Raw genomic sequence first — 24,608 nt, 5'->3', positions numbered from 1 at the left:
GACGAGTGGAGCTGAAGTGACCGCAAGTAAAGATTCATTCGGTGCAAAGGGCACCCTCGAAGTCGGCGAGAACTCGTACGAGATCTTCCGACTGTCGGCTTTGCCCGGTGCCGAGAAGTTGCCCTACGCACTGAAGGTCCTCGCGGAGAACCTCCTTCGCACCGAGGACGGTGCGAACATCACCGCCGACCACATTCGTTCGATTGCCTCGTGGGATCCGTCCGCAGAGCCGAGCTTCGAAATCCAGTTCACCCCTGCACGCGTCATCATGCAGGACTTCACCGGTGTTCCGTGCATCGTCGACCTCGCCACCATGCGTGAAGCCGTCACCACCCTGGGCGGCGACCCCAACAAGGTCAACCCCCTCTCCCCCGCCGACATGGTCATCGACCACTCGGTCATCCTCGACGTCTTCGGCCGCGCCGATGCTCTCGAGCGCAACGTCGACCTCGAGTACGAGCGCAACGGTGAGCGCTACCAGTTCCTGCGTTGGGGACAGGGCGCATTCGACGACTTCAAGGTCGTCCCCCCGGGCATGGGCATCGTGCACCAGGTCAACATCGAGTACCTCGCACCGACGATCATGACCCGCAAGGGCCAGGCCTACCCCGACACCTGTGTCGGCACCGACTCGCACACCACGATGGTCAACGGCCTCGGTGTGTTGGGCTGGGGCGTCGGCGGTATCGAGGCAGAGGCGGCCATGCTCGGCCAGCCCGTCTCGATGCTCATCCCCCGCGTCGTCGGCTTCAAGCTCTCCGGCGAGATCCAGCCCGGCGTCACCGCGACCGACGTGGTGCTGACCGCAACCGAGATGCTGCGCAAGCACGGCGTCGTCGGCAAGTTCGTGGAGTTCTACGGCGAAGGCGTGGCCGAGGTTCCGCTGGCGAACCGCGCCACCCTGGGCAACATGAGCCCCGAGTTCGGTTCCACCGCAGCGATCTTCCCGATCGACGAGGAAACCATCAACTACCTGCGCCTGACCGGCCGCAGCGACGAGCAGCTCGCTCTCGTCGAGGCGTACGCCAAGGAACAGGGCATGTGGCACGACCCGAAGAACGAGGCCGTGTACTCCGAGTACATCGAACTCGACCTCAACACGGTCGTTCCGTCCATCGCAGGCCCGAAGCGCCCGCAGGACCGAATCCTGTTGTCCGAGTCCAAGGTTGCGTTCCGCAAGGACATCCACAACTACGTCGAGGAGAACCACCCCAAGCACGAGGGTGACAGCAAGCTCGACGAGGCCCTCGACGAATCGTTCCCGGCCAGCGACTCCGCTTCGCTGAGCTTCGCCGAAGAGGATTCCGTCGACGTTCGTTCTGCCGCATACGGCTCCGAGGGTCGTCCGAGCAAGCCGGTTCGCGTCACCACCGACGAGGCAGGCGAATTCGTGCTCGATCACGGCGCCGTCGTGGTCGCGGGCATCACCTCCTGCACCAATACCTCGAACCCGTCGGTCATGCTCGGCGCGGCACTGCTCGCCCGCAACGCCGTCGAGAAGGGCCTGTCCACCAAGCCCTGGGTCAAGACCAACATGGCACCCGGCTCGCAGGTCGTCACCGACTACTACGAGAAGGCCGGCCTATGGCCGTACCTCGAGAAGCTCGGCTACTACCTCGGCGGTTACGGCTGCACCACGTGCATCGGCAACACCGGTCCCTTGCTCGAGCCGATCTCGAAGGCGATCAACGACAACGACCTCTCGGTCACCGCTGTGCTGTCGGGTAACCGCAACTTCGAGGGCCGCATCTCCCCCGACGTCAAGATGAACTACCTGGCCTCACCGCCGCTGGTCATCGCGTACGGCCTCGCGGGCACGATGGACTTCGACTTCGAGACCGACGCCCTCGGTGAGGATCACGAAGGCAACCCGGTGTTCCTGAAGGACATCTGGCCGTCCACGCAGGAGATCGAAGAGACCATCCAGTCCTCGATCAGCCGGGACATGTTCACCAAGTCCTACGACACCATCTTCGCCGGCGACAGCCGTTGGCAGAATCTCTCCACCCCCGAGGGCGACACGTTCGAGTGGGATCCCAACTCCACGTACGTGCGCAAGCCTCCGTACTTCGACGGCATGACGATGGATCCGGCTCCGGTCGAGGACATCAAGGGCGCACGCGTGCTGGCCCTGCTCGGCGATTCGGTCACCACCGACCACATCAGCCCGGCAGGCCCCATCAAGGCAGGCACGCCTGCCGCGCAGTACCTCGATTCGCACGGTGTCGAGCGCAAGGACTACAACTCGCTCGGTTCGCGTCGTGGAAACCACGAGGTCATGATTCGCGGAACGTTCGCGAACATTCGCCTGAAGAACCAGCTCCTCGACGACGTCTCGGGCGGTTACACCCGTGACTTCACGCAGGACGGTGGACCGCAGTCCTTCATCTACGACGCGTCGCAGAACTACCAGAAGGCCGGCATCCCGCTGGTCGTGCTGGGCGGCAAGGAGTACGGCAGCGGCTCCTCGCGCGACTGGGCGGCCAAGGGCACCTCGCTCCTCGGCGTCAAGGCCGTCATCACCGAGTCGTTCGAGCGCATCCACCGCTCCAACCTCATCGGCATGGGCGTCGTTCCCCTGCAGTTCCCGGCCGGTGAGAGCGCAGCGTCGCTCAAGCTGGACGGCACCGAGACGTTCGACATCGTCGGCGTCGCGAAGCTGAACGAAGGCACCACCCCGAAGACGATGACCGTCATCGCCACCAAGGAAGACGGCACGAAGGTCGAATTCGAGGCCGTGGTTCGCATCGACACCCCGGGTGAAGCGGACTACTACCGCAACGGCGGCATCCTGCAGTACGTGCTGCGCAACATGATCAGAGGCTGAGTGCGCGTCGTCTGACGTATGCCTCGAACGGCGATGGGCCCGGAACCGACAACGTGTTTCCGGGCCCATCGCCGTATCGGTCGAGGCCCTCATCGAAAGTAGGAAACCCACACGTGCCCAAGGTCAGCGAAGACCACCTGGCCGCCCGTCGAAGCGAAATTCTCGACGGCGCGCGCAAGTGCTTCGGCGAGTTCGGTTACGAGGGCGCGACGGTACGGCGCCTGGAAGAGGCCACCGGCCTGTCGCGCGGAGCCATATTCCACCACTTCAAGGACAAGGACGGTCTCTTCCTCGCGCTGGCGCAGGAAGATGCCCGACGCATGGCCGAGGTCGCGTCCACCCAGGGCCTGGTGCAGGTGATGCGAGACATGTTGGCGCAACCCGAACAATTCGAGTGGCTCGGAACGCGGCTCGAGATCACCCGACGACTACGCACGGACGCGGACTTCCGGAGCAGCTGGGCCGAACGGTCTGCAGAGCTGACCGACGCGACGCTGGGGCGACTCGAGCGTCAGAAGACCGCAGGAAGACTGCGCGACGACATTCCCAACGACGTCCTCGCCGACTACCTGGATCTCGTGCTGGACGGCCTGGTGGCGCGCATCGCGTCGGGCCACGGTAGGTCCAACCTCTCGGCGATCCTGGACTTGGTCGAGGAGTCGGTTCGCAGGCAAGACCGATCGGAATGACCCTGGCGAGCAGGTCAGGCCAACTGGATCAGTTCCAGGTACTCCTGCGACCAGTGGTCCTCGGTACCGTCGGGAAGCAGAATCACCCGCTCGGGTGAGAGCGCTTCGGCGGCACCGGGATCGTGGGTGACCAGTACGACGGCACCCTTGTAGCTGCGGAGTGCGTCGAGGACCTGCTCGCGTGAGATCGGGTCGAGGTTGTTGGTCGGTTCGTCGAGCAGCAACACGTTCGCCGCCGAGGACACCAAGCCGGCGAGTGCCAGGCGGGTCTTCTCACCGCCCGAGAGTGTTCCTGCCGGCTGCTCGAGCTGGGGCCCGGTGAACATGAAGGCACCGAGAAGCGATCTGAGCTCCTGCTCGCCGGTGTCGGGTGCCGCATGCCGGATGTTCTCCCATACCGACGCGTGATCGTCGAGGGTGTCGTGCTCCTGGGCGAAGTAGCCCACACGCATGCCGTGGCCCGGCTCGATCTCGCCGGTGTCGGCTTTCTCGGTGCCCGCGAGGATCCGCAGCAGCGTCGTCTTGCCCGCACCGTTGAGGCCGAGCACGACAACTCGACTTCCTCGGTCGATGGCCAGGTCGACGCCGGCAAAGATCTCCAGCGACCCGTACATCTTGGTGAGGTTCTTGGCCATCAACGGTGTCTTGCCGCACGGAGCCGGCTCGGGAAAGCGAATGTGCGCAACCTTGTCGGATACGCGCTCCGCATCGAGGTTGGCCATCAGCTTGTCTGCGCGCTTCGCCATGTTCTGTGCCGCAACGGCTTTCGTCGCCTTGGCCCCCATCTTGGCGGCCTGGACGCGTAGTGCGCCCGCCTTCTTCTCGGCGTTGGCGCGCTCGCGACGACGCCGTTGCTCGTCCGTGGCGCGGGCGTCGAGGTACTTCTTCCAGTTCATGTTGTAGATGTCGGCTTCGCCGCGCACTGCGTCGAGGAACCACACCCGATTCACCACGTCTCCGAGCAGTTCGACATCGTGACTGATCACGATGAGTCCGCCCTCGTGGCTCTGCAGGAATCCGCGCAACCAGGTGATGGAATCGGCGTCGAGGTGGTTGGTGGGCTCGTCGAGCAGCAATGTGGTGTTCGAGCGTCCGCCACTGCCGTCGGACGCGGCGAACAGAATTCGAGCCAGTTCGACGCGTCGGCGCTGACCACCGGAGAGGGTCCGCAGCGGCTGACCGAGGATGCGGTCGGCCAGACCGAGGCTGTTGCAGATTCGGGCCGCCTCGCTCTCGGCCTCGTAGCCGCCGAGGGATGCGAACCGCTCTTCGAGTTCGCCGTACTTGCGCACGGCCTTGTCGAGCAGCGCCTCGTCGGCCACCTCGGCCATCAGTGCCTGCTGCTTCTCCATGCTGTGCAGGAGGGTGTCCAGGCCCCGGGCCGAGAGCACTCGATCCTTGGCCAGCACGTCGAGGTCGCCTTCTTTGGGATCCTGTGGAAGGTAGCCGAGCTCTCCGGTACGTACGACCTCGCCCGCATACGGCTCTCCCTCACCTGCCAGGATGCGCAGCGTGGTGGTCTTGCCTGCCCCGTTGCGGCCCACCAACCCGATGCGGTCGCCTGCCTGTACGCGGAGCGCGGGCCCCTCGGTGGACAGAAGGGTCCGCACACCGGCACGAACTTCCAGGTCGGTGGCGGTGATCACGCGTGCGCTCCTAGCGATTGCCGAACAAGACCGTTGCCCGTCGACCGACGAGCGAACTCAGGTGTGCCGTCGAACGGCACAGCAAACTCCCATTTTAGCTCAGCATTCACGTGCCCTCACCCAGGAACGACGGTGACACCGGTAACGTCTGATCGATGACCGACGCCCCCGAAACCGTCAGCCCGTCCAGCGCGCCGATCCCCGACCTCGCCGGGCGCACCGCACTCGTCACCGGCGGCAGCCGAGGCATCGGCAAGGCCATCGCCGCGGAACTGCTCGCTCGCGGCGCGAACGTCGCCATCACCGCACGCAAGCGCGAACCACTCGTTGCGGCGGCAGCAGAGCTCGGCGATTCCGTGCTCGCGATCGACGGCAACGCAGGCGACCCGGAGCACCGACGCACCGCGGTGGCGAGCACGGTGGAGACCTTCGGTTCGCTGGACATCCTGGTCAACAACACCGGTATCAATCCCGTCTACGGCTCGCTGATGGATGCCGACCTGGCGGGTGTGAGCAAGATCTTCGACACGAACGTGGTGGGGACTCTCGGCTTCGTCCAGCAGGCGTTCCATGCCTGGATGGGCGAGCACGGCGGCGCGGTCGTCAACATCGCGAGCGTGGCCGGCATCCGCTCGACCGGGGTGATCGCCGCGTACGGCGCATCCAAGGCCGCTCTGATCCGCCTCACCGAGGAGCTCGCCTGGCAGCTCGGTCCGAACATTCGCGTCAATGCCGTGGCACCGGGCGTGGTGAAAACCAAATTCGCCGAGGCCCTCGTCGCCAACGGAGAAGACGCGGCAGCGGCCGGCTACCCGATGAAGCGTCTGGGAAACCCGGAGGACGTGGCTGCGTTGGTGGCCTTCCTGGTCTCGGACGCCTCCTCCTGGATCACCGGCGAGACCGTGCGCGTGGACGGTGGTTTGCTCGCCACCGGCGGAATGTGAACGATTTCTCGGCCGACGTCGCGGTCGTCGGACTCGGTCCAGCCGGGCGGGCGGTCGCCCATCGATGTGCCGAGGCCGGACTCGATGTGATCGCAGTCGATCCACACCCGTCGCGCACGTGGACACCGACGTACTCCGCCTGGGCCGACGAGTTGCCGTCGTGGTTGCCCGAGACCGCGGTCGCCTCGACTGCGCGCAAACCCGCGGTGTGGACCGATCACCAGCGGATCATCGACCGGACGTACTGCGTGCTGGACACACCTGCGCTGCAAGCGGCCTTGTCTGTCGACCGCGTGCGGGTGCTGGCCGCGACAGCTGTCGACGTCACCGGTTCCCGGGTGACGACCGCCGACGGCTCGATCGTCGATGCCCGTCACGTCGTCGACGCCCGTGGCACACTCGACTCGCGCGACCTCGCCCAGCAGACCGCCTACGGGATCGTCGTCGAACGCGACCGCGCCGAACCGATCCTCGAAGGGGCCGACGCGTGGTTCATGGACTGGCGCACCGACAACGGGGCTCGGCACGGTGAAGCCCCGAGTTTTCTGTACGCCGTGGCACTCGACGACGATCGAATCCTCCTCGAAGAGACATGCTTGGTGGGCCGACCCCCGCTGGAACTCGCAGTTCTTCGATCGCGGCTGCACCACCGTCTGACCCATCGCAATCTGGAACCGACCGGCCACGAGGATGTCGAACGAGTCCGCTTCTCGGTCGAACCGCCGCCTCGGTCCCGACTGCACACCGGGCGAGGCGGTCCGGTGCTGTTCGGCTCTCGCTCGAATCTGATGCATCCCGCCACCGGGTACAGCGTCGCGGCGTCGCTGGCGTCGGCGGATCACCTCGTCGAGCGATTCCGAGGTGGCGGTCGGTCGCGCCCGATCCGCCCGGTGCACGTCTGGACGGTCCAGAAGCTTCGTAACCTCGGACTGCGCACGGCACTGGCTCTCGAACCCGAGATGGTCCCCCAGTTCTTCTCCAGCTTCTTCTCGCTCCCGGTCGAACTGCAACGCTCGTACCTGTCCGGCCACGACGACGCATTCGGGACGATGACCGCGATGCTGAAGATGTTTCCGACGCTTCCGGCGTCGGCCAGGCTCGCGATCGCGCGCACGATAGTGCGCACGCCGGGCCGCGGCTGAGTTTCTCGCCAACGGTCGACACGCGGGCGCCCGGTCGGCGATCATGGACAGATGCGCAGCATTTGGAAGGGCTCGATCGCCTTCGGACTGGTCAATGTTCCGGTGAAGGTCTACTCGGCCACCGAGCAGCACGACATTCGGTTCCATCAGGTGCATGCGAAGGACGGCGGTCGCATCAAGTACGACCGGATCTGTCAGGAATGCGGCAAGTCGGTGCAGTTCGCAGATATCGACAAGGCCTACGACTCCCCCGACGGTGAACGCGTCATTCTCACGGACGAGGACTTCGACAAGCTGCCTGCGGCGGAGAAACACGAGATTCCGGTTCTGGAATTCGTGCCGACCGAGCAGATCGATCCGATCCTGTACGACAAGAGCTACTTCCTCGAGCCGGACTCTGCCTCACCGAAGGCCTATGTGCTGCTGCGCGAGACTCTCGAAGAAACAGAGCGCACCGCGTTGGTGCATTTCACTCTGCGACAGAAGACCCGCCTGGCCGCACTGCGCGTGCGCGACGACGTCCTGGTGATCCAGACACTGCTGTGGCCGGACGAAGTCAGGGCCGCTGAATTTCCTTCGCTCGAGGACGCACCGTCCGCGCGCCCGCAGGAAGTGAAAATGGCGACGTCCCTGGTGGAAAGCATGTCCTCGGAATTCGATCCGACCGAGTACACGGACGATTATCAGACCGAACTGCGCAAGCTGATCGACGAGACGCTCGCCAACGGCGGTGAGAAGGTCATCCACACCGAAACGGAAAAAGACGACGACGGCGAGGACGCCGAGGTCGTCGATCTCGTGGCGGCCTTGCAGCGGAGCGTCGAGGCGGCCGGCAAGAACGCGAAGTCCGGGTCGGCCTCATCGGCTCCGGCGAAGAAGGCACCCGCCAAGAAAGCTGCTGCGAAGAAGGCTCCGGCCAAGAAGGCGGCTGCGAAGAAAGCCTCGGCCAAGTCCGCCGACTCGAAAGCCGACGAAGCAAAGGGTGCGTGAGGGGGCCGATTCGGCCGTGCGTCAGACGGTGAAGCCGAGGGCCCTGAGCTGCTCGCGACCGTCGTCGGTGATCTTGTCCGGGCCCCATGGCGGCATCCAGACCCAGTTGATCTTGAGATCGGCGGCCAGTCCGCTGCGCACGAGCGCGCCGCGCGCCTGATCCTCGATGACGTCCGTCAACGGGCATGCCGCCGAGGTGAGCGTCATGTCGACGGTGACGATGTCGTCGGCGTCGATCTTGATGTCGTACACCAGTCCCAGATCGACGACATTGATTCCGAGCTCGGGATCGACGACGTCGCGCATCGCTTCTTCGAGGTCCTCGAGCACTTTGATCTCGTCGGCAGTCAATTCCACCGGCGTGGTCTCGGCTGTCACTGCCTGCGTCGTCTCTGTTGCTTCGGTCATGATTGCTGTCCTCCGGAAAGTGCCGACCGGGCGGTCTCGCCCGTCGTGGCTGTCGAATCTGCGTCCACTACTTGAACAACCGCGTCCTTGAAAGCCATCCATCCCAGCAGAGCGCATTTCACGCGGGCCGGGTATTTGGCCACACCGGCGAATGCGATTCCATCACCGATGACATCCTCGTCACCTTCGACGGTACCTCTGCTGCCGACCATGTCGCTGAATGCGTCGACCGTCTTCAGTGCATCGGCCACGCTCAGACCGACGACCTGATCGGTGAGAACGGACGTCGCTGCCTGACTGATCGAGCAACCCTGGCCGTCGTACGAGACGTCTGCGACGGCGCCATCCTCGATCTGCACGCGCAGGGTGACCTCGTCGCCGCAGGTGGGGTTGACGTGATGTACCTCCGCGCCGAACGGCTCACGCAGTCCGCGGCCGTGCGGGTGCTTGTAGTGATCGAGGATCACTTCCTGATACATCTGTTCCATCCGCATCTAGAGCTGCCCTCCCCCGCCGTGATCGTCGGAGCGAGCGGTTCCGAAGAACGATTGTGCGCGGCGAATCGCCTGTGCGAGAACCTGCACTTCCTCGACCGTGTTGTACAGCGCGAACGAGGCACGCGCTGTCGCAGCCACACCGAACCGTCGGTGCAAGGGCCACGCGCAGTGATGCCCGACGCGAATGGCGACGCCCTCGTCGTCCAGGATCTGTCCGAGGTCGTGGGCGTGAATGCCGTCGACCACGAACGACACTGCCGAACCGCGGTCGACGTTCTCGGTCGGACCGATCACGCGAACACCGTCGATTTTCGCGAACTCGGCGAGAGTTGCTGCGACCAAAGCCTTTTCGTGCGCGGCGATGACATCGATGCCGATGTTCTCCAGGTACCGCACAGCGGCACCGAGTCCGACGACCTGCGAGGTCATGGGAACCCCGGCCTCGAATCGTTGCGGAGGCGCGGCGAACGTCGTCTTCTCCATGGTGACGGTCTCGATCATCGAACCGCCGGTGATGAACGGAGGCATCGCTGCGAGGAGTGCAGCCTTGCCGTACAGCACGCCCACTCCCGAGGGTCCGAGCATCTTGTGACCCGAGAACGCGGCGTAGTCGACATCGAGCGCGTGGAAATCGACCTTCATGTGCGGCACCGACTGGCATGCGTCGAGGACGACGAGTGCACCGACCGCCCTGGCCCGACGCACCAATTCCTCGACCGGAGCGACCGCGCCGGTGACGTTGGACTGATGTGTGAACGCGAGAACCTTCACGGCGGAAGACAACTCGAGCGAATCGAGATCGATGCGTCCGTCGTCGGTCACGCCGTACCAGCGCAGCGTTGCACCGGTTCGAGCGGCAAGCTCCTGCCACGGAACGAGGTTGGCGTGATGCTCGAGTTCGGTGACGACGATCTCGTCGCCGGGACCGAGATGGCGATCGAATCGCTGATCGGCAAGCACGTACGTCACGAGGTTGAGCGACTCGGTCGCGTTCTTGGTGAACACGATCTCGTCGACATCCGCCCCGACGAACGACGCGATGGCCGCGCGCGCACCCTCGTAGGCGTCGGTGGCCTCTTCGGCCAACTGATGCGCCCCGCGATGCACAGCGGCGTTGCATGTGGTCAGGAACTCACGCTCGGCGTCGAGTACCTGCACGGGCCGCTGCGAGGTGGCACCGGAATCGAGGTACACCAACGGCTTCCCGTCGCGGACGGTGCGCGAGAGGATGGGGAAATCGCGACGAACCGTGGCGACATCGAACGATGTCGCCACCGCCGCAGCTGCGGGTGCAGCCATACTCATGCTCCGGTGGTCGCGGCCTGCGCGTAACCGGCGTATCCGTTGGCTTCGAGCTCGTCGGCCAGCTCTGCACCGCCGGACTTCACGATTTCGCCGTTGACGAAGACGTGGACGAAGTCGGGCTTGATGTAGCGCAGGATGCGGGTGTAGTGCGTGATCAGCAGCACTCCGCCGTCTTCACGCTCCTTGTACTTGTTGACGCCCTCGGACACCACGCGCAGAGCATCGACGTCGAGGCCGGAGTCGGTCTCGTCGAGGATGGCGATCTTCGGCTTGAGCAGTCCCAGCTGGAGAATCTCGTGACGCTTCTTCTCGCCGCCGGAGAAGCCTTCGTTGACGTTGCGCTCGAGGAAGTTGGCCTCGATCTCCAACTCGCTCATGGCGGTCTTGGCTTCCTTGACCCAGTGCCGAAGCTTGGGGGCCTCACCGCGCACGGCGGTGGCGGCGGTACGCAGGAAGTTCGACATCGAGACGCCGGGCACCTCCACCGGGTACTGCATCGCCAGGAACAGGCCGGCACGAGCGCGCTCGTCGACACTCATCTCGAGCACGTCTTCACCGTCGAGGGCGATGGTGCCGGAGGTCACCGTGTACTTGGGGTGGCCTGAGATGGCGTAGGACAGCGTGGACTTGCCGGAACCGTTGGGCCCCATGATCGCGTGCGTCTCACCGGACTTCACGGTGAGGTCGACGCCCTTGAGGATGTTGATGGGCTCCGCGGTCGAGTCGGAGTTGGCGACGCTGACGTGCAGATCGCGGATTTCGAGTGTGGACATCACAGTTCCTTTGTGCAGTCGAGAAAGGTTCGGGTGAGACCTACGCGCCGGCGACGGCGAGTTCGGTCTCGATGGCGGCGTCGAGACGCTCGCGTACGGCGGGGACCGGAATCTTGTCGATGATCTCGTGGAAGAAGCCCCGGACGACGAGTCGGCGAGCAACCTCCTCCGAGATGCCACGAGCGCGCAGGTAGAACAGCTGCTCGTCGTCGAACCGGCCGGTGGCGCTGGCGTGGCCTGCTCCGACGATCTCCCCGGTCTCGATCTCGAGGTTCGGCACCGAGTCGGCGCGAGCGCCGTCGGTCAGGACCAGGTTCCGGTTGAGCTCGTAGGTCTCGGTGCCCTCGGCCTCGGCTCGGATCAGAACATCGCCGATCCACACGGTGTGCGCGTCGACGGTTCCGGGTCCGGTTTCGCCCTGCAGCGCGCCCTTGTACATCACGTTGGACTTGCAATGCGGTGCCGAATGGTCGACGAGCAGTCGCTGCTCGAGGTGCTGGCCTGCGTCGGCGAAATACACACCGAGCATGTTCGCGTCGCCGCCGGGTGCGCTGTAGCGCACGGTCGGGCTGATGCGCACCAGGTCGCCGCCGAGACTGACGTTGTAGTGCCGCAGCACGGCGTCGCGTCCGAGCATCGCGTGGTGTGCGGCGACGTGCACGGCGTCGGACTGCCAGTCCTGGATCAGTACGACGTGCAACTGCGAGCTGTCACCGAGAACGAACTCGACGTTCTCGGCGTACGTTCCGCTACCCCGCTGGTCGATCACGACGGTGGCGCGAGCGAACGTGCCGAGCCTGATCTGCACGTGGCCGTAGGCGACGTGGTCGACCCCGGGACCGTCGACGGTGATCTCGATCGGATCGGCCACCTCGACCTCGTTCGGCACGGAGACGATCGTGGCCTCGGTGAACGCCGAGAATGCCTGTGCGGCAATACGATCGGCCGGGACACCGGCCTTGCCCAGTCGCTCGTCGTCGCGGCCGACGGTCTCCACGACCACCGACTCCGGGGCGCCGACGGTGACCCGAGCGGCCCCGTCGGCGACAGCGGAACCGTCGTGCAAGCCGCGCAGCCGACGCAGCGGCGTGAAACGCCACAGCTCGTCACGGCCGGACGGGATCTCGAATGCATTCACGTCGTAGGACGTGAACTGAGTGCCCTTGTTCTCGACGAGCTTCGACTTGTCTTCCTTGGCCGACTCTGGATTCTCGGATGCCACAGCACCCATGACTCCGGTGAGGGGGTTGTTCACTTATCCGACCGACCCTTCCATCTGCAGCTCGATGAGCCGGTTGAGCTCGAGCGCGTATTCCATCGGCAGTTCGCGAGCGATCGGCTCGACGAAGCCGCGCACGACCATCGCCATGGCCTCGTCCTCGGTCATGCCGCGGCTCATCAGGTAGAACAACTGATCGTCGCTGACCTTCGAGACGGTGGCCTCGTGGCCCATCGACACGTCGTCCTCGCGGATGTCGACGTACGGGTACGTGTCGGAACGACTGATCGTGTCGACGAGCAACGCGTCGCACTTGACCGTCGAGCGCGAGCCGTGCGCACCCTTGTTGATCTGGATCAGACCGCGGTACGACGTCCGGCCACCGCCGCGAGCGACGGACTTGCTGACGATGTTCGAGGACGTGTGCGGTGCCAGGTGCAGCATCTTCGAGCCGGTGTCCTGGTGCTGGTCCGGGCCTGCGAACGCGACCGAGAGAACCTCACCCTTGGCGTACTCACCGGTCATCCAGACGGCCGGGTACTTCATGGTGACCTTGGAGCCGATGTTGCCGTCGACCCACTCCATGGTTGCGCCCGCCTCGGCCTTGGCACGCTTGGTGACGAGGTTGTAGACGTTGTTCGACCAGTTCTGGATGGTCGTGTAGCGGCAGCGACCACCCTTCTTGACGATGATCTCGACCACGGCGGAGTGCAGCGAATCCGACTTGTAGATCGGTGCGGTGCAGCCCTCGACGTAGTGCACGTAGGCACCCTCGTCGACGATGATCAGCGTGCGCTCGAACTGACCCATGTTCTCGGTGTTGATCCGGAAGTAGGCCTGCAGCGGGATGTCCACGTGGACGCCCGGCGGGATGTAGATGAAGGATCCACCGGACCACACCGCGGTGTTCAATGCGGAGAACTTGTTGTCGCCTGCGGGGATGACGGTGCCGAAGTACTCCCGGAACAGCTCCGGCTGCTCCTTCAGGGCGGTGTCGGTGTCGAGGAACAACACTCCCTGGGCCTCGAGATCCTCACGGATCGAGTGGTAGACCACCTCGGACTCGTACTGAGCAGCGACACCGGAGACGAGGCGCTGCTTCTCCGCCTCGGGGATGCCGAGCTTGTCGTACGTGTTCTTGATGTCTTCCGGCAGGTCTTCCCACGTGGCAGCCTGCTTCTCGCTGGACCGCACGAAGTACTTGATGTTGTCGAAATCGATGCCGTCGAGGTTGGAACCCCAGTTCGGCATCGGCTTGCGCTCGAACGTCTTGAGCGCCTTCAGGCGTGCCTCGAGCATCCACTCGGGCTCGCTCTTCTTCTGCGAGATGTCCCGAACGACGGCCTCGGAAAGACCGCGCTTGGCACTTTCACCGGCTACGTCCGAGTCGGCCCAGCCGTATCCGTAGGTGCCGAGCGAGGCGATGGTCTCGTCCTGGGTCAGCGGCGCGGTGGGTGTCACCTGGTCTGGTGTGACGGTCATGCGGGCTCCTTCCGGAGGCGTGGGCGTTCTCCGACACGGGGCTGCGCGTCGGGAGTCTTCTTGTCGGAACTATCGGTGTTCGAGTACCGCGTCGGTGACAGCGGTACGTGCGTCGTGCAGGCGCAATTGCCGTTTGCGATGGTCGCCAAACGCTGCACGTGCGTGCCGAGGATCTCGGCGAACGCGGTTTGCTCGGCCTCGCACAGCTCCGGAAACTCGGAGGCGACGTGAGACACCGGGCAGTGGTGCTGGCAGATCTGCACACCGTTGCCCACCTGACGGGTGGTGGCAGAAAAGCCCGCCGCGCTGAACGCGTCGGCGATCCGGTCGGCAGCGTCCTCCACGGCATGCGCATCGGAACCCGTGGCCGGCTCCACGTCGGCCACGATGGTGTTGACGCGTTGCCGCGCGAATGTCTCGATGGCCGCATCCCCGCCGATCTTGCGTAACTGCCGCATGGCGGCACCGGCAAGATCGTCGTAGGTGTGGCCGAGACGGTTACGCCCGGCTGCGGTGAGCTGGAAGTGCTTCGCCGGTCGGCCTCGGCCCCGTTGCCGGGCACCTGCGGGGGTTGTGATGCGGGCCTCGCCCGCGTCGATGAGTGCGTCCAGGTGACGTCGGACACCCGCCGCGCTCAACCCCAGTCGAGTGCCGATGTCGGAGGCGGTGATGGGGCCTTCCTCCAGCAGCAGCGTGACCACAGCGCTCCGCGTCTGCCCCTCGGGCGCCGACGTGGGTCGCACCGACGAAACGCCTGCGCCGGAGGCCGACGACTCGACACTTCCCGGACGCACGAGCGAGCTCTCGGTTGTTTTCACAACACCAGTGTGACGGAATTGCTGTACTCGGTCCAGCAAGGGTGCCCTATGCGGGCTACTCACCCAGCGCGGTGGCCGATGCGCATGTCGTCGGGTGGAGCACCGTGCAGGTGGTGACCGAGTGCCCCGCTACGCTCCCACTGTGCCATCGACCGACAGTGAGCCCAGTTTCGAGAGCTCACCTTCCGCGGGCGGTCCCGGTTCTCCCCCGGTGTCCGGCACATCGAAGTCCGCGCCGGCTGCATTCGTCCACAGGTTCGTCGTGGCCCCGGCACGTCGAGTCATCGGCCTCGAGCCCACGCCTCCGGGCGGGGTGGTCGCCACCCTGCACGGAGACGAGCAGGAGGCACCGGGGCTGAATCCGGCGGAGACGAACCAGCTCAGGAACATCCGCCGTTTCGGTGCCGCGGGCGCACTGCTGATGGCGATCGGTGCCCTCGGCGCGGGCGCGCAGCCGGTGCTGCAGAACCCGATCGCAGGCGTCCGACTCCTGAGCCTGCCGTCCCGGATGGCGACCACCGCACTGACCGTCACGATGACCGGAACCGTCATCGTGGTGCTCGCGTGGTTGCTGCTGGGAAGATTCGCGTTGGGACGCTTGCGATCGGGAGCGACCCCGCGGCGACTCACCCGCTCCCAGATGGACCGCACGTTGCTGCTGTGGATCCTGCCGTTGTGCGTGGCACCGCCGATGTTCTCGCGCGACGTCTACTCGTACCTGGCTCAGAGCGAGATCACCGCACGCGGACTCGACCCGTACGAGGTCGGTCCGGTCGATGCACTCGGGGCCGACAACGTACTGACCCGAACGGTTCCCAACATCTGGCGGGAGACCCCGGCACCCTACGGCCCGCTGTTCCTGTGGATGGGGCGTGGCATCACGTACCTGACCGGCGAGAACATCGTCGCCGGCATCTTTCTGCATCGCCTGCTCGCATTGGCGGGCGTGGCGTTGATCGTCTGGTCGCTGCCCCGCCTCGCCCGACGCTGCGGGGTTGCGTCGGTGACGGCACTGTGGCTCGGTGCCGCGAATCCGTTGCTGCTCTTCCATCTGGTGGCCGGTATCCACAACGAGGCCCTGATGATCGGGCTGATGCTGGCCGGTACCGAACTGGCGCTTCGCGCGATCGAGCGTTCGGGTCCCCTCCGCAACAGCGATATCGCGTTCCTCGTCGGCGGTGCAGGCTTGATCGCACTGTCGTCTTCGATCAAGATCCCCTCGCTCATCGCGCTCGGCTTCGTGGGAATGGCCCTGTCGAGGAGGTGGGGCGGGACCCTCAGATCCGTGGTGTACGCCGCAATCCTGCTCGGCTCCATAGCCGTCGCGGTCCAAGTCGCGGTGAGCCTGGGCAGTGGGCTCGGCTTCGGCTGGATCAACACTCTGGGGACCGCCGGCGTGGTGCGCAGCTGGATGTCGATTCCCACGATTCTCGGGCTGGGCACCGGATTCGTTGGCGTACTCCTCGGCCTCGGCGACCACACCACCGCTGTGTTGGGTCTCACTCGCCCGATCGCTGCCGTCGTCGCGGGAATCATCGTCGTCCGCATGCTCATCGCCGTTCTGCGCGGCCGTCTGCATCCGGTCGGCGCACTCGGCGTCGCGCTCGGTGCCGTCGTCCTGTTGTTCCCCGTGGTCCAACCCTGGTACCTGCTGTGGGCGGTGATTCCGCTCGCGGCATGGGCCACCACTTCCTCGTTCCGGCGTCCGGCCATCGCCTTCTCCTCGTTGGTGAGTGTGATCCTGATGCCGAACGGCAGTGAGTACCAGCCGTTCCAGATCGTGCAGGCCGCAGTCATGACCATCCTGACGATCGCAGTGCTCTACCTGTTCACGCGAAACCGGCTGCCGTGGCCCACCCGCACCGGACCACCGGCACGCGACCGCAGCGCAGACGAATACGCTGAGTCCTCGTGATCTCCGGGACGTCCGACGCGACGCAACCTGTCGTACAGCTGACCGACGTACGCAAGTCGTACGACGGTGTCAGTGCCGTCGACGGACTCAGCCTGAACATCGGCCCCGGCGAGGTTCTCGCACTGCTGGGCCCCAACGGTGCCGGAAAAACCACCACCGTCGAGATGTGCGAAGGATTCGTCGTACCAGACGGCGGCTCGGTCCGAGTCCTCGGACTCGACCCCGTCGCGCAGTCGGCGCAGCTGCGGCCACGCATCGGCGTCATGCTCCAGGGCGGAGGTGCGTACCCCGGTTCCAAAGCCGGCGAGATGCTCCAACTCGTCGCCTCGTACTCGGCCGACCCCCTCGATCCGGCATGGCTGCTCGACTGCCTCGGCCTCACCTCGGCCGTCCGCACCCCGTACCGGCGGCTCTCCGGTGGGCAGCAGCAGCGGCTCGCCCTGGCGTGCGCCATCGTCGGACGGCCCGAACTGGTGTTCCTGGACGAACCGACCGCCGGGCTCGACGCCCAGGCCCGGCTGCTCGTGTGGGAGCTGATCGACGCCCTGCGCCGCGACGGAGTCGGCGTTCTGCTCACGACACATCTGATGGACGAGGCCGAGCAGCTCGCAGACCGGCTGACGATCATCGACAACGGCCGCGTCGTCGCCTCGGGCACCCCCTCGGAGCTGACCAAGCAGGGTGCCGAGGGCCAACTGCGCTTCACCGCACCCCCTGGACTCGAACTCTCCATGCTCGACGCGGCTCTTCCCCCGGGGTACGTACCGTCGGAACCGACGCCCGGTTCCTATGTGGTCGCCGGTGTGATCGAGCCGCAGATACTGGTGATCGTCACGTCCTGGTGTGCACAGCAGGACGTGTTGGCGACCGAACTGCAGGTCGACCAGCGCCGCCTCGAGGACGTGTTCCTCGAACTGACCGGCAGAGAATTGAGGAAGTGACCGTGCGCAGAGAAGCCCGGCTCGCCGACAACCGATTCGAGACAGGTCTGTTCGCGCCTCGCCCGCAGCCCGCGTCGGCTGCACGTATGTTGCTCGCGCAGACCCGCCTCGAGCTGAAGTTGTTGCTGCGCAACGGTGAACAGTTGCTGCTGACGATGTTCATCCCGATCACGTTGCTGATCGGATTGACCCTGCTGCCCTTCGGCGAGCTCGGCGTCGACCGAGTTGCCCGAGTGGTCCCGGCCGTGATGATGGTGGCCATCATGTCGACGGCGTTCACCGGTCAGGCGATCGCCGTCGGCTTCGATCGCCGCTACGGCGCTCTCAAGCGGCTCGGGGCGACACCACTTCCGCGGTGGGGCATCATCGGCGGCAAATCCGCCGCCGTGGTGATCGTGGTGATCCTGCAGTCGATTCTGCTCGGCTCGATCGGCGTCGCTCTCGGGTGGCGCCCGAGCGTGACGGGTCTGTTGCTCGGTGCCGTCATCATCGCTCTGGGAACCGTCACCTTCGCGTCCATGGGGTTGCTGCTGGGCGGCACCCTGCGCGCCGAGATCGTGTTGGCGCTGGCGAACATCGCCTGGTTCGTGATGCTGGGCGTCGGCAGCGTGGTGTTCGTGGACGACCAGATCCCGCAGGGCCTGCAGAACGTGGCGCGCATCGTTCCGTCCGGCGCACTGGGCGAGGCACTGAGCAGGGGTGTGGCGTCGTCGTTCGACGTGTTCGGTGTGGTCGTACTGCTGGTGTGGGCTGCGGTGTGCAGCACGCTCGCCGTGCGCACGTTCAAGTTCACCTGAGTCACGCTCGCTACCCAACGACGCTGTGTAGTTGATCGGCGTTTACCATCGTGGAGTGCCTTACCTCCTACGGAAGCTCTATGGCGTATTCCTGCGCGTCGTCGATCTCCTGCCACTGCCGTCGCTTCGTGTGCAGCGAATTCTGGCTTTCATCGCAATCCTGACGCAGGGCGGCATCGCCGTCACCGGTGCAGTCGTTCGCGTCACCGGATCCGGTCTCGGCTGCCCCACGTGGCCGCAGTGCTTCCCCGGTAGTTTCACTCCCGTCGGGGTGTCCGAGGTACCGATATTGCATCAGGCCGTCGAGTTCGGTAACCGCCTGCTCACGTTCGTCGTCGTTCTCGCGGCCGCCGCTGTCGTGATCGCCGTCACCAGGGCGCGGCGTCGTCGCGGAGTGCTGTTCTTCGCGTGGCTGATGCCACTCGGTACCGTCGTGCAGGCCGTCATCGGTGGATTCACCGTGCTGACCGGACTGCTGTGGTGGACCGTGGCCGTTCACCTCGTCGTCTCGATGGCGATGGTCTGGCTGGCCACGCTGCTGTACGCCAAGGTGCGCGAGAGCGATGCGGCATCGGAGTCGACGCCGACGGTGCCCGGTGCTCTGCGAGCGCTGACGGGACTGTCCGGGATCGCTCTGGCGGGTGTGCTGATCGCGGGCACCATGGTGACCGGAGCAGGTCCGCACGCAGGCGACAAGAGCATCGAGGAACCGGTACCGCGCCTCGGTATCGAGATCGTGACGCTGGTGCACGCGCACTCGCAGTTCCTGGTCGGCTACCTGGCGCTGCTCGTCGGACTGGCCTTCGCCCTGTATGCCGTTCGTGCGCCCAAGACGGTCACGTTTCGACTCAATGTCCTGATCGTTCTGGTGTTGGCACAGTCTCTGATCGGATTGGTCCAGTACTTCACCGGGGTCCCAGCCGTACTCGTCGCCTTCCATGTGGCCGGTGCGGGCGCGTGTACCGCCGCAACCGCTGCCGTCTGGGCGGCCTGCCGAACTCGCGGCCCGGCCGCGGCCGACAAGATCAAGACCACCGAGGACGTCGCAGTTCACTCGTGACGATCGATCGATCTTCGAACAGGGTGGAGGGGCAGCCGACCTCCCCCTCAGATGGCCGACTGCCCCTCCACTGACTTCGACGCACCGGGTGCCCAGATGGTTCCCGCCTAATCGAACAAGTTTTGCGACTTTTTTCCGCTCAGACGATCGCCTGGTTACGCGCCTTCGGGAACTTCTTCTGATGGGCTACCCACCCGGCCATCTTCTCGTGGTGTCCGGGTGCCGGATTGACCGAACTGGTCAACTCGCGGTCCCATTCGGCCTCGGTCAACTGGTCGAGACCGTCGACGATCGCGCGGGCGATGGCGGTACTCGCCACCACCTGGTCCCCCAGAACTCCGTCGGCACCGACCATGGTGAGCCGAGTCCCGGCGCGACCGACCGGCTGAATCACCACGTTGGCAGAGTTGCCGTGGTCGGCGAGGAAGCTCTTCACCGCCGCGAGCGTTCCCTTGGGAACGTCGTTCGACTCGTTCTTCTCGATGCCCGCACTGTCGATTTCGGTAGCCATGCCGACACGATACCGAGACCGTTCGCAATTCCCGCATCGACCCGTCGAGCCGTTACTGATCGGTAACTTCGCCCGCGTGCGTGCATCGAGCGGATCCGTGCCACCGGGTGCGACGCGCCGGTGTAGAACGGTCTTCATGCGTGCCATTCGAATAGACAACACGGGCGGACCCGAGGTCATGAACGTCGTCGATGTTCCGATACCGACGCCAGGACCTGCTCAACTCCTGGTCAGGACGGACGCCATCGGCATCAACTACATCGATACGTACTTTCGGCGCGGCCTGTATCCGCGCGCACTCCCCTACGTTCCCGGCGACGAAGGGTCCGGAGTGATCGATCAGGCCGGGGCGGACGTCACGGACTTTGCTCCGGGAGCTCGCGTCGCCTGGGCCGCGGCACCCGGCAGCTACGCCGAATACGTCCTGGTGGACGCTTCGTCGGCCATCGCGGTTCCCGACGACGTTCCGGCCGATCAGGCCGCCTCTGCGCTGCTCCAGGGCATGACGGCGCACTACCTGATCGAGTCCACCTATCCTGCCCAGCGGGGCGACACAGTGCTGGTACACGCAGGCGCAGGTGGCGTCGGACTGTTGTTGACGCAGATGGCGGTGGCGAAGGGCGTGAACGTGATCACCACGGTCTCCACGGATGCCAAGGCCGAGCGGTCGACGCAGGCCGGTGCCGCCCACGTGTTGCGCTACGAGGACGACATCGCCGCCCGCGTGCGTGAGATCACCGACGGCGAGGGTGTCCATGCGGTGTACGACGGCGTGGGTGCCGACACGTTCGAGGCAAGTCTTGCGTCGCTTCGGATCAGAGGGACTCTGGCTCTGTTCGGTGCCGCGAGCGGTCCCGTCCCGCCCATGGATCCGCAGCGCCTGAACGGCGCAGGCTCCCTGTTCCTGACCCGGCCCACGCTCGCACATCACATCCGAAACCGGGACGAGCTGGAGTGGCGCGCCGGAGATGTGTTCGCAGCGATGGCCAGCGGCGCTCTGACGGTCGAGATCGGTACGCAGTACGCGCTGGAAGACGCGGCTCAGGCCCACATCGATTTGGAGTCACGCAAGACGATGGGGTCCATCGTGCTGGTTCCCTGACGCCGACTGTGCCGGACGGCTCGCTCAGGAAAGGACCTGAGCGAGCGTCTGCCAGCCGAGAACAGAGTCGACGGCCAAGCCGCAGAACACCAGTGCCAGGTATTCGTTCGAGAGAATGAACAGCTTGAGCGGCTTGACCGGAGTTCCCGCACGCACGCCTGCGTAGAGACGGTGGGCCACGACGAGGAACCACACTCCCGACGCCACAGCGACGGCTGCGTAGACGATGCCCGAGCCCGGGGCCAACGCGAGCGTTGCGGCAACGGTGGCCCACGCGTAGAGCACGATGTGCTTGGTGACCTTCGTTTCCGAGGCGACAGCAGGCAGCATCGGCACGTTGGCGGCCTGGTAGTCCTCCTTGTAGCGGAGCATGAGGGCCCAGGTGTGCGGCGGTGTCCACAGGAAGATCACCAGGAACATCACCAGCGCCTGCCACCCGATCGTGCCGGTCACGGCGGACCAACCGATCATCACCGGCATACATCCGGCCGCGCCGCCCCACACCACGTTCTGCGAGGTGCGCCGTTTGAGCACGAGCGTGTAGACGAAAATGTAGAAGCAGATCGTCACGACGGCGAGCACGCCACTGAGCAGATTCGTGGTGGCCCACAGCCAGAAGAACGAGAACACGCCCAGGACGAGCCCGAAGATCAGGGCGTGCGAGACGGGCATGGCACCGCGCGCGAGTGGGCGCTTCTCGGTGCGCTTCATCACCTTGTCGATGTCTGCGTCGACGACCATGTTCAGAGTGTTGGCGCTGGCTGCGGCCAGCATTCCGCCGAAGAGGGTGGTGAGGATCAGCCAGGGATCGACGTTTCCTCGGTCGGCCAGCAGCATCGCCGGAATGGTCGTGACGAGGAGGAGTTCGATGACCCGGGGCTTCGTGAGCGCGACATACGCAAGAAAGAGTGCGAATGCTCTGCGCGGGGCGGACGTCGCCGGCGCGGCCTGCGTGGGCTCACCCTCGTCGTCTGCTCCGAATCCGGGGCCGCCGGCGAAACCGTGTCCGCCCGGCTGCTGCCCAATTCGCACTGCGTCTCCTCGCACGACTGTCGTTCTCTGGCGCTCGGCCACTTGCTCGCATGCCACCGGCACGCGGGTTGACTCTCGATGGCGACACTTCGGCGCCTTCGCGCACGCGCCGACCCCCGCGCTCGCTACCGCGGCAGCCGACGAACGTACGCCTACTACGACCGATGGTAGACGGCTGGGTTTGCACCTCCAATTCGCAGGGCACCCAAAGTGAGGAATACGTCGCCTACGAGTAACCCGCGCGCAATCGCCCGGGGGAAGGCACGACAGTAGGGTCGGACGGAACTAGGCTGGTGGGGGACGTCCTTCGGCACCGACTGCGTGCGCGCTCCACCCAGGCGCATCGCAGAGGTCGCCGAGCGACGATCCTCGGAGCCACAACTCGAACGAATGTCAGGAGATTTCTGCTCGTGTCGATCACAGACGATATTGACGTCCTCACCACGGCGCACCACCCGAGCGACTGGACGGACCTGGACACCCGAGCGGTCGACACCGTTCGTGTTCTGGCAGCGGACGCAGTGCAGAAGGTCGGCAACGGCCACCCCGGAACCGCGATGAGCCTGGCCCCTCTCGCCTACACCCTCTTTCAGCGCACCATGCGCCACGACCCCACCGACACGCACTGGATCGGCCGCGACCGATTCGTCCTCTCGTGTGGACACTCGAGCCTGACGCTGTACCTGCAGCTCTACTTGGGCGGCTTCGGACTCGAGCTCGCCGACATCGAGGCGCTGCGCACCTACAAGTCCAAGACTCCCGGGCACCCCGAGTTCCGCCACACCGACGGCGTCGAGATCACCACCGGCCCGCTCGGTCAGGGACTCGCCTCCGCCGTGGGTATGGCCATGGCGGCGCGCCGCGAGCGTGGCCTGTTCGATCCCGAGCCTGCACTCGGCGAGAGTCCGTTCGACCACTTCATCTACGTGATCGCCTCCGACGGCGACATCGAAGAAGGCGTCACGTCCGAGGCGTCGTCGCTGGCCGGTACGCAGCAGCTCGGCAACCTGATCCTGTTCTACGACGACAACAAGATCTCCATCGAGCACTCCACCGACATCGCCCTCAGCGAGAACACCGCCGCGCGCTACGAGGCCTACGGCTGGCACGTCCAGGTGGTCGAGGGCGGCGAGAACGTCACCGCGATCGAAGAGGCCGTCGAGGCTGCCAAGGCCGTCACCGACAAGCCGTCGATCATCGTGCTGCGCACCATCATCGGCTTCCCGGCCCCCACCATGATGAACACCGGTGCCGTCCACGGTGCCGCACTGGGCGACGAGGAGATCGCAAAGGTCAAGCAGGCACTCGATTTCGACCCCGCCAAGACGTTCGAGGTCACCGACGAGGTCATCGGCCACACCCGCAAGTTGCAGGAACGCGGCCGCAAGGCCCACGCCGAGTGGACCGTCGAGTTCGACGCCTGGGCCGCGCGCGAGCCCGAGCGCAAGAAGCTGCTCGATCGCCTTACCCAGGGCACGTTGCCCGAGAACTGGACCGACGTTCTGCCCACCTGGGAGCCCGGCAGCAAGGCCGTCGCGACACGTGCGGCGTCGGGCGAGGTTCTCAACGCCGTCGGACCGGTTCTTCCGGAACTGTGGGGCGGCTCCGCCGACCTCGCAGGCAGCAACAACACCACGATCAAGGGCGCGAAGTCCTTCGGCCCCAGGTCGATCTCCACCGACGATTGGGACGCCGAGCCGTACGGCCGCACGCTGCACTTCGGCATCCGTGAGCACGCGATGGGTGCCATCCTGTCCGGCATCGTCATGCACGGACCGACCCGCGCGTACGGCGGAACATTCATGCAGTTCAGCGACTACATGCGGCCCGCAGTTCGGCTCGCGTCGTTGATGGACATCGACCCCATCTACGTGTGGACACACGATTCCGTCGGCCTCGGCGAGGACGGCCCGACGCACCAGCCGGTCGAACATCTCGCCGCGCTGCGGGCCATCCCCAACCTGTCGGTGGTACGCCCCGGTGACGCCAACGAAACCGCGTTCGCATGGCAGGCAGTGCTGGCCAAGTCCAGCAGCAGCGGACCCGTCGGCCTCGCACTGACGCGTCAGGGCATCCCGATTCTCGAGGGCACCAGCTACGAGGGCGTCTCCAAGGGCGGATACATCCTCGTCGAGTCGTCCAAGGCGACCCCCGACGTCGTGCTGATCGGCACCGGTTCCGAGCTGCAGTACGCCGTGGAGGCACAGAAGCAGCTCGAGGCGCAGGGCATCGCCGCCCGCGTCGTCTCGATGCCGTGCGTCGAGTGGTTCGAGAGCCAGGATCAGAACTACCGCGACCAGGTGATCCCGCCCACCGTCAAGGCCCGGGTGTCGATCGAAGCCGGCATCGCGATGCCGTGGTGGAAGATCGTCGGCGGCTTCGGCGAGATCATCTCGCTCGAGCACTACGGCGAATCTGCCGACGCTGCAACACTTTTCCGCGAGTTCGGCTTCACGGCCGAGGCCGTCACCGCAGCCGCACAGCGCTCCATCACCAATGTGAAGGGATAG

At 65.4% G+C, this 24,608-nt stretch carries 21 protein-coding genes; 11 read left to right on the top strand and 10 right to left on the bottom strand.

The annotated features are described in order from the left end of the window. Positions 1–16 precede the first annotated feature (16 nt). Both R4P47_RS10090 and R4P47_RS10085 read left to right on the top strand, forming a co-directional pair. A complete protein-coding gene (locus R4P47_RS10090; RefSeq protein ID WP_283346929.1) occupies positions 17–2,827 on the top strand; it encodes an aconitate hydratase in 2,811 nt (936 codons plus the stop codon). 113 nt (positions 2,828–2,940) lie between these two features. Then, positions 2,941–3,516 (top strand): TetR/AcrR family transcriptional regulator, encoded by a 576-nt coding sequence (locus tag R4P47_RS10085; protein ID WP_068282405.1) that lies wholly within the window; start codon positions 2,941–2,943, stop codon positions 3,514–3,516. A 14-nt stretch (positions 3,517–3,530) separates the two neighbouring features. Here R4P47_RS10085 and R4P47_RS10080 read toward each other — a convergent pair whose 3' ends face one another. Next, positions 3,531–5,162: an ABC-F family ATP-binding cassette domain-containing protein gene (locus tag R4P47_RS10080; RefSeq protein ID WP_317784693.1), complete on the bottom strand. Its 1,632-nt coding sequence runs from the start codon at positions 5,160–5,162 to the stop codon at positions 3,531–3,533. A gap of 155 nt (positions 5,163–5,317) precedes the next feature. Between R4P47_RS10080 and R4P47_RS10075 the strand changes: the two genes are divergently transcribed. Genes R4P47_RS10075 through R4P47_RS10065 form a run of 3 tightly spaced genes read left to right on the top strand, consistent with a single transcriptional unit; the run spans position 5,318 to position 8,238 of the window. After that, positions 5,318–6,106, top strand: a complete 789-nt coding sequence (locus R4P47_RS10075) for an SDR family oxidoreductase (RefSeq protein WP_269594141.1) — start codon at positions 5,318–5,320, stop codon at positions 6,104–6,106. Continuing rightward, positions 6,103–7,248, top strand: a complete 1,146-nt coding sequence (locus tag R4P47_RS10070; RefSeq protein ID WP_317784692.1) for a lycopene cyclase family protein — start codon at positions 6,103–6,105, stop codon at positions 7,246–7,248. Before R4P47_RS10075 ends, R4P47_RS10070 begins: the two co-directional genes overlap by 4 nt. Positions 7,249–7,299: 51 nt before the next feature. Beyond that, a complete protein-coding gene (locus tag R4P47_RS10065) occupies positions 7,300–8,238 on the top strand; it encodes a Ku protein (RefSeq protein ID WP_149405820.1) in 939 nt (312 codons plus the stop codon). A gap of 21 nt (positions 8,239–8,259) precedes the next feature. On the opposite strand, the gene R4P47_RS10060 is transcribed toward R4P47_RS10065, so the two are convergent. The 7 genes from R4P47_RS10060 to R4P47_RS10030 are packed head-to-tail and all read right to left on the bottom strand — an operon-like array spanning position 8,260 to position 14,665. After that, a complete protein-coding gene (locus R4P47_RS10060) occupies positions 8,260–8,646 on the bottom strand; it encodes a metal-sulfur cluster assembly factor (protein WP_068050507.1) in 387 nt (128 codons plus the stop codon). After that, entirely contained in the window at positions 8,643–9,140 is a 498-nt protein-coding gene (sufU, locus tag R4P47_RS10055; RefSeq protein WP_094641859.1) for a Fe-S cluster assembly sulfur transfer protein SufU, read from the bottom strand. The genes R4P47_RS10060 and sufU overlap by 4 nt, the downstream gene beginning before the upstream one ends. Then, positions 9,141–10,442, bottom strand: a complete 1,302-nt coding sequence (locus R4P47_RS10050) for a cysteine desulfurase (RefSeq protein ID WP_317784691.1) — start codon at positions 10,440–10,442, stop codon at positions 9,141–9,143. It abuts the gene before it with no gap. A gap of 2 nt (positions 10,443–10,444) precedes the next feature. Next, the gene (gene sufC / locus R4P47_RS10045) at positions 10,445–11,221 is read right to left on the bottom strand and encodes a Fe-S cluster assembly ATPase SufC (protein WP_317784690.1); all 777 of its coding nucleotides are present in this window, start codon (positions 11,219–11,221) and stop codon (positions 10,445–10,447) included. A 40-nt stretch (positions 11,222–11,261) separates the two neighbouring features. Then, positions 11,262–12,452: a Fe-S cluster assembly protein SufD gene (gene sufD / locus R4P47_RS10040; RefSeq protein WP_317784742.1), complete on the bottom strand. Its 1,191-nt coding sequence runs from the start codon at positions 12,450–12,452 to the stop codon at positions 11,262–11,264. Positions 12,453–12,476: 24 nt separating this feature from the next. After that, a complete protein-coding gene (gene sufB / locus R4P47_RS10035) occupies positions 12,477–13,922 on the bottom strand; it encodes a Fe-S cluster assembly protein SufB (RefSeq protein ID WP_032377835.1) in 1,446 nt (481 codons plus the stop codon). Further along, the gene (locus tag R4P47_RS10030) at positions 13,919–14,665 is read right to left on the bottom strand and encodes a helix-turn-helix transcriptional regulator (RefSeq protein WP_317810418.1); all 747 of its coding nucleotides are present in this window, start codon (positions 14,663–14,665) and stop codon (positions 13,919–13,921) included. The genes sufB and R4P47_RS10030 overlap by 4 nt, the downstream gene beginning before the upstream one ends. Positions 14,666–14,951: 286 nt before the next feature. Here R4P47_RS10030 and mptB point away from each other — a divergent pair, with 286 nt between their 5' ends. The 4 genes from mptB to R4P47_RS10010 are packed head-to-tail and all read left to right on the top strand — an operon-like array spanning position 14,952 to position 19,453. Further along, the gene (gene mptB / locus R4P47_RS10025) at positions 14,952–16,655 is read left to right on the top strand and encodes a polyprenol phosphomannose-dependent alpha 1,6 mannosyltransferase MptB (protein ID WP_411567320.1); all 1,704 of its coding nucleotides are present in this window, start codon (positions 14,952–14,954) and stop codon (positions 16,653–16,655) included. Continuing rightward, on the top strand, positions 16,652–17,596 hold the full coding sequence (locus R4P47_RS10020; protein ID WP_176460513.1) for an ABC transporter ATP-binding protein: 945 nt from the start codon (positions 16,652–16,654) through the stop codon (positions 17,594–17,596). Before mptB ends, R4P47_RS10020 begins: the two co-directional genes overlap by 4 nt. A gap of 2 nt (positions 17,597–17,598) precedes the next feature. Then, a complete protein-coding gene (locus R4P47_RS10015; RefSeq protein WP_411567319.1) occupies positions 17,599–18,393 on the top strand; it encodes an ABC transporter permease in 795 nt (264 codons plus the stop codon). A gap of 55 nt (positions 18,394–18,448) precedes the next feature. After that, on the top strand, positions 18,449–19,453 hold the full coding sequence (locus R4P47_RS10010; protein WP_317784688.1) for a heme A synthase: 1,005 nt from the start codon (positions 18,449–18,451) through the stop codon (positions 19,451–19,453). 139 nt (positions 19,454–19,592) lie between these two features. Here the strand turns inward: R4P47_RS10010 and R4P47_RS10005 are convergent, their stop codons facing one another. Continuing rightward, positions 19,593–19,964, bottom strand: coding sequence for a hypothetical protein (locus tag R4P47_RS10005; protein ID WP_300520939.1), 372 nt, complete (start codon positions 19,962–19,964; stop codon positions 19,593–19,595). A 136-nt stretch (positions 19,965–20,100) separates the two neighbouring features. Between R4P47_RS10005 and R4P47_RS10000 the strand changes: the two genes are divergently transcribed. After that, on the top strand, positions 20,101–21,066 hold the full coding sequence (locus tag R4P47_RS10000; RefSeq protein ID WP_317784687.1) for a quinone oxidoreductase: 966 nt from the start codon (positions 20,101–20,103) through the stop codon (positions 21,064–21,066). A 24-nt stretch (positions 21,067–21,090) separates the two neighbouring features. Here R4P47_RS10000 and R4P47_RS09995 read toward each other — a convergent pair whose 3' ends face one another. Next, positions 21,091–22,098, bottom strand: coding sequence for a heme o synthase (locus tag R4P47_RS09995; protein ID WP_317784686.1), 1,008 nt, complete (start codon positions 22,096–22,098; stop codon positions 21,091–21,093). A gap of 410 nt (positions 22,099–22,508) precedes the next feature. Between R4P47_RS09995 and tkt the strand changes: the two genes are divergently transcribed. Then, complete coding sequence (gene tkt / locus R4P47_RS09990; RefSeq protein WP_317784685.1) at positions 22,509–24,608, top strand: transketolase; 2,100 nt, start codon at positions 22,509–22,511, stop codon at positions 24,606–24,608.

The sequence above is a fragment of the Rhodococcus sp. IEGM 1370 genome (assembly GCF_033142325.1).
Taxonomy (GTDB): domain Bacteria; phylum Actinomycetota; class Actinomycetes; order Mycobacteriales; family Mycobacteriaceae; genus Rhodococcoides.
Note: the sequence above shows the minus strand (reverse complement) of the source record. Positions and strands in the feature narration are given on the sequence as shown.